The sequence below is a fragment of the Pseudoalteromonas sp. MelDa3 genome (assembly GCF_002863625.1).
Taxonomy (GTDB): Bacteria; Pseudomonadota; Gammaproteobacteria; order Enterobacterales; family Alteromonadaceae; genus Pseudoalteromonas; species Pseudoalteromonas arctica.
The window spans coordinates 1-5,242 of sequence record NZ_PJBR01000143.1 but is presented as its reverse complement, the minus strand read 5'-3'; the positions used below and the strand labels follow the sequence as shown (position 1 = coordinate 5,242).

4 protein-coding genes and 1 pseudogene are annotated in these 5,242 nt (G+C 39.9%); 1 reads left to right on the top strand and 4 read right to left on the bottom strand.

Translation table 11 applies throughout. The annotated features are described in order from the left end of the window. Positions 1-41 precede the first annotated feature (41 nt). Positions 42-2,471 (bottom strand): VolA/Pla-1 family phospholipase, encoded by a 2,430-nt coding sequence (locus CXF89_RS18135; RefSeq protein ID WP_121955380.1) that lies wholly within the window; start codon positions 2,469-2,471, stop codon positions 42-44. Between the two features lie 206 nt (positions 2,472-2,677). Here CXF89_RS18135 and CXF89_RS18130 point away from each other — a divergent pair, with 206 nt between their 5' ends. After that, positions 2,678-3,424, top strand: a complete 747-nt coding sequence (locus tag CXF89_RS18130; RefSeq protein WP_121955379.1) for a YciK family oxidoreductase — start codon at positions 2,678-2,680, stop codon at positions 3,422-3,424. 83 nt (positions 3,425-3,507) lie between these two features. On the opposite strand, the gene rluB is transcribed toward CXF89_RS18130, so the two are convergent. The 3 genes and pseudogenes from rluB to CXF89_RS21475 all read right to left on the bottom strand — a co-directional run. Beyond that, positions 3,508-4,380 (bottom strand): 23S rRNA pseudouridine(2605) synthase RluB, encoded by an 873-nt coding sequence (rluB, locus tag CXF89_RS18125; protein WP_007582584.1) that lies wholly within the window; start codon positions 4,378-4,380, stop codon positions 3,508-3,510. Next, a complete protein-coding gene (scpB, locus tag CXF89_RS18120) occupies positions 4,377-4,967 on the bottom strand; it encodes an SMC-Scp complex subunit ScpB (RefSeq protein WP_121955378.1) in 591 nt (196 codons plus the stop codon). Before scpB ends, rluB begins: the two co-directional genes overlap by 4 nt. Before the next feature lie 151 nt (positions 4,968-5,118). Further along, positions 5,119-5,242, bottom strand: a pseudogene (locus CXF89_RS21475) (EF-hand domain-containing protein); the annotation flags it as partial.

The window sequence follows — 5,242 nt, the reverse complement described above, 5'->3', positions numbered from 1 at the left end:
ACTTTTCAGTGGCTTTTAAAGGTTAATTATTTTACTGGTTATTAATCAGTCACAACCTCAGGGTTGGAAACTAATAACATCCGTCCGCGAGCAGCTAAGTAAGTAGCTACTTGCAACTGCATTTCTGCATTAGCGGCAGCACTGCCTTCAACAGTTGCAGCCTGTGCAGCATCTTGAGCTGGTGTTAATATAGAACCATGATGCCCTTTAGTAAATTTAACTAAGTAGCTTGCTGGTGTTTCACTCAATGCTTGCGAAGAACTTACTGTCTCAAGACCCATCAAGTTAGCTAATGGAATTGTGCCAGAAATAGGATTATTAGCTGCCATTGGTGGTATCACTTGGTCAGGCTTGTTATCAACACCATCACCCACAACAACATTAGTATAAACAGGAGTACCTAATGCTTTCACAGTGGCTGCGTAGTTAGTTGGATCACCACTATCTAGCGCTGTTTGCGCCGCAAAAGCAAACTGTGTAAATACACCTTGAATGTTAGTAAGTTTAGTCGTTTCACCCGCAGTGGTAAGTGATGCAATATATTCGTTGTAGCCACACGTCAAGTAAGCTTCCATGTCTGGTATTAATGAGCCACAGTTAGAAACTGCATCTCCTTGTAAATATGCAGTAAATTCATCAGCTTCTGTTGTACCCGCTTGTGAAAGTACTGAACCTTGAATAAATGGACCAAACGCAGCAGATTCAAGTAAGAAGCTTGCTATACCGCCACCACCACTTGCAAGCGCTACCGTGTTTACATTAAATAGCGGATCAAGCGTTTCTGCCATTGGCGTATTAGCTTGAGCAATAAATGCTGGAGCAACAATAGAACCTAGCGAATGCCCAATGTAGGTAACGTCTTTACTATTAATAGTTGTATCGTTAATAAAGTTTAAGCCTAAACGAAGGCCTAATAAATCAGCAGCCGATTGGCGTAAGCTATCACGTGCAACAAGTAATGAACTTAAGTTCATGTAACTAAGCACAGAACCCGTTGTTGCATTAAAGTCGTCTGTTCCATCACCATCAACATCTATTCCGCGCTCACCATGTCTTGGATGGTCAATAGCAACCGTTGCAAAGCCTTGAATAGAAAGCTGCGCAGTTAAAGCAAGCATACTTTCTTTTTGTGTTGTAATACCGTGCTGCATAATCACAACAGGCCATCCACCTTCAGGCATTGCGATAGGATCTAATTGTAACTGTGCACGGACACCATTAATTATCGGTAAAATAGGTTTAGTAACTTGCACTGGCACATTTGCCATGCTTTGTACTTTTGGAATTGAGTTGTATTTTGTTAAATGGCGTGTGCGGTCTAGTCCTAAGTCACGTAATTGTCCGTCACTTAATGCAGAACATAAACCATCATTTTCACTAATAGGATCTGCAGGAAATGCATCGCCTGCAACGGCCTTGTAACCAATTATTGCCACCGCGTTATCACACATACCTTGCCAATATGTATCACTTAAATCACTAATATCAGTACCCGTTGGTGTACCTAAATACATCGGTAACATAATGCTACCTTTTTGATATTGCACACCAGAGAATGCAGCAGATACTTCTACACCCTGAGAAGCAAATACTTGTTGTACATTTACCATAGGTTGTTCAGGAACTTGAAGTGCAGGCGTTGGCAATGCAGGTTCTTGCAAGCTTGCAGCTAGTAACTTTTTAATTGTCCCAAGTACAGGACCTGCTGATTGAATAGTCATCGCACTAGAAAAAATAATATCTTCTTTTGTGATATCTCCTGAACTTACAACTACATTTTCGTAACTGTTAACAGCACCCTGCAAACCAAGTTGGGCTTCTGTAATTAATGGCGCTTCTTGTTTAACCAGCCCATAAGTAGAAGAAGGCTCAATAGAACGCCCTAATGAATCTTTAAGACCAGTAGTTAACACATTGATGTATGAGCTACCCGCCATAAATGGTTTTAAAGGAATAATTGCAACGCCATCACCTGAAGCTTGAGTAACAAAGTCAACACCAAAAGTAAGCTCACCGACCAATTTACAAGCAGTACCGGCAGCTACAACTGAACATTCTGCATCAGTTAAACTTGCACCCATTACAACTTCAAAAATTCTTACTGTACCAGGGGTCCCAGCAGACGCTTCATCTAAACTTACATTTGGTGGGAATGTTAAATCGATTTTATAAGGAACCTGCGAAGACCAACCATCAAGTGCACCTAGTGCAAGTTGAGGGTTTGCATAAGCTGCGCGCGAAATAGACACATTGTTGTCATCTAATTCACCAGGAATATTAAGTGTACCGTCTTGAGTTCCACTCATTAATAAATCATTAGGTACCGATAAGATACCTGCTGCTGGATCAAATGTAACTGTTGCTGTTGGGATAACTGGTGCTGTGTCGTTTTTGACATCTGTTAACGTTTCTCCACCGCCACAACCTGCTAAAGCAGCTGTAACCGAGAGTGAAAGTAGCATTTTTTTCATATTGTTGGCTCCGCACGTATTTTATTTTTATAGTGTGTTTAATCAGTGTATTAAGTTAAAACAATGTAATCAGGTTATTAATGAGACATTAGACCAGTTAAACTTAACGTAAAGTTTCTATTTTCGCCACCTAATTTTACAATAAATTCGATTACTTCACGTTTCGCTATGTTAAAATCAAAAAAATTATATGAATTGGTACTTTTATGCACACATATCAAGCAGCTGAAAACGCACTTAAAGATAAAGTTATTTTAATAACAGGCGCCGGTGATGGTATTGGCCGAGTTGCAGCAATTACGTATGCAAAATACGGCGCTACAGTTATCTTATTAGGAAAAACAACTAATAAACTTGAATGTGTTTACGATGAAATTGTTAATGCTGGCTACCCTAAACCTGCAATAGTCCCTATGGATTTAAAAGGCGCGACGAAGCAAAACTACCGTGACCTTGCTGCAACAATCGAATATCAGTTTGGACGCCTTGACGGGTTGCTTAATAATGCAGGTATTTTAGGGTCACTCGGTCCGCTTGAACATTTTTGCTCATCTACGTTCGAAAACATAATGAAAGTAAACGTGACTGCACAAGCAATGATCACTAAAGCACTTTTTCCTGTTCTTCGTAAGTCTGATAATGCATCGATAGTATTTACGTCATCAGGTGTAGGCCGCAAAGGTCGTGAATTTTGGGGGCCTTATGCCATCTCAAAATTTGCAGTAGAAGGTATGATGCAAACATGGGCATGTGAAGTAGGTAAAACGAATATTCGTGTAAACTGTATTAACCCAGGCGCTACTCGCACTTCAATGCGAGCTGCTGCATATCCAGGTGAAGATAGAGACGCACTTGCTACACCAGAGGATTTAATGCCTACATATTTATATCTAATGAGTGACGATTCAAGTGAAGTGAATGGCCAATCGTTAGATGCTCAAGTAAAAAAGTAATTTGGAGTTTAAATAGTTTAAACAACTCACATTAAAAAAGCCGCAATTAGCGGCTTTTTTGTGTTCAATAAATAACTAATTGATTATTTACGTTTAGTCGGCTTAACACGCTGATTGTGTTTTTTAACTGCTTTACGAATTTGATTGATTTTAGCGCGTTTATCTTTGCGTTTTTCAGGCATAACAGAAAGCTTAGTTTGTGTTTCGCGGCCTAATTTAACGGTTTTACGCAAGTAGTTTACTGTTTCTAAATCATACTCCATCCAACCACCTTGTGGCACGCGCTTATCAAGCTCTAATTTACCGTAACGAATACGAATAAGACGAGATACTTCCGCATCTTGAGACTGCCATAAACGACGAACTTCACGGTTACGCCCTTCATTTAACGTTACGTTAAACCAACGGTTAACGCCTTCGCCACCCATAGGGGTTACAGTCGTGAATTTGGCTGGACCATCTTCAAGCTCAACACCACGTAGTAAGTTTTTAACCGTTTCATTGGTTACTTCACCAAATACACGCGCAGAGTATTCACGCTCTACTTCATAGCTTGGGTGCATTAAACGGTTTGCCAGTTCACCATCGTTTGTAAAAAGCATTAAACCTGATGTATTAACGTCTAGTCGACCAACCGCAATCCAGCGATCGCCATCAATACGCGGAAGTCGATCAAATACAGTACGACGTCCTTCAGGATCTTTACGTGTGCTTAACTCACCTTCTGGTTTGTTATACATAATCACACGACAGATTCGGTCTGCTTTTTCTTCAATTTTTACACTGTGTCCGTCAACACGAATCAAATCGGTTTCTTCAACACGGTCACCTAACTTTGCCACTTTACCGTTTACACTAACGCGGTTTGCGTCAATGTATTTTTCCATTTCACGGCGTGAGCCTACGCCTGCACGGGCTAAGACTTTTTGTAACTTTTCACCTTGTATAATACTCATTCGGATGGTTCTCTCACAGAAGGATCGCTCAATAACTGGTTAATTTTACTTTGCTGCTCTGTTGGCAACGCAGGTAAATTTTCAAGCCCAGTTAACGAAAAATAATCTAAAAATTGCTTAGTAGTTGCATATAAAGCCGGCTTACCCGGAACCTCTTTATGCCCTACCACTTTAACCCACTCTCTTTCGAGTAAGGTTTTAATAATATTCGAACCCGTAGTAACACCTCTTACTTGCTCAATTTCGCCGCGTGTAATGGGCTGCCTGTATGCAATAAGTGATATTGTTTCCAGTAAAGCACGCGAGTATTTTGGTGCACGTTCTTGCCACAAGTTATTTAACCAAGGGCTTAAACTACTGCATGCCTGAAACCGATACCCACTACCAACCTCAACTAAGCGAATACCACGAGTTTGAAAATGTTCTTGTATTGTATCTATTGCGTCATTTATTCGTGCCATAGAAATAGCTAAATCTATTAATACGATGTCTTTAATGTGGCGTTTACTAACAGGCTTATCTGCAACAAAAATAGCTGCTTCAATGATCTCAACTAGTTGTTCATCACTAATTCGTCGACCCGCCATACACACTCTTAACAAATAAAAATACACAGCCATCTATTATGACAGAACAACACCAAACTAGGAAAATATATCTATCAAATAACTAAATTTAAAACACAAAAAAGCCAGTGACTAGCACTGGCTTCTTTGTTGCTTATTAAAATGACAACTATTAGCTGTGTTTAATGGCTTCTAATGCATCATCTTCAGCTACTGCGTTACCATATTTTTTAATGTAACCCATAAACTCGCTTTTACTGATCCGCTTATCTTGGTTTTTATCCATATAACCAAAA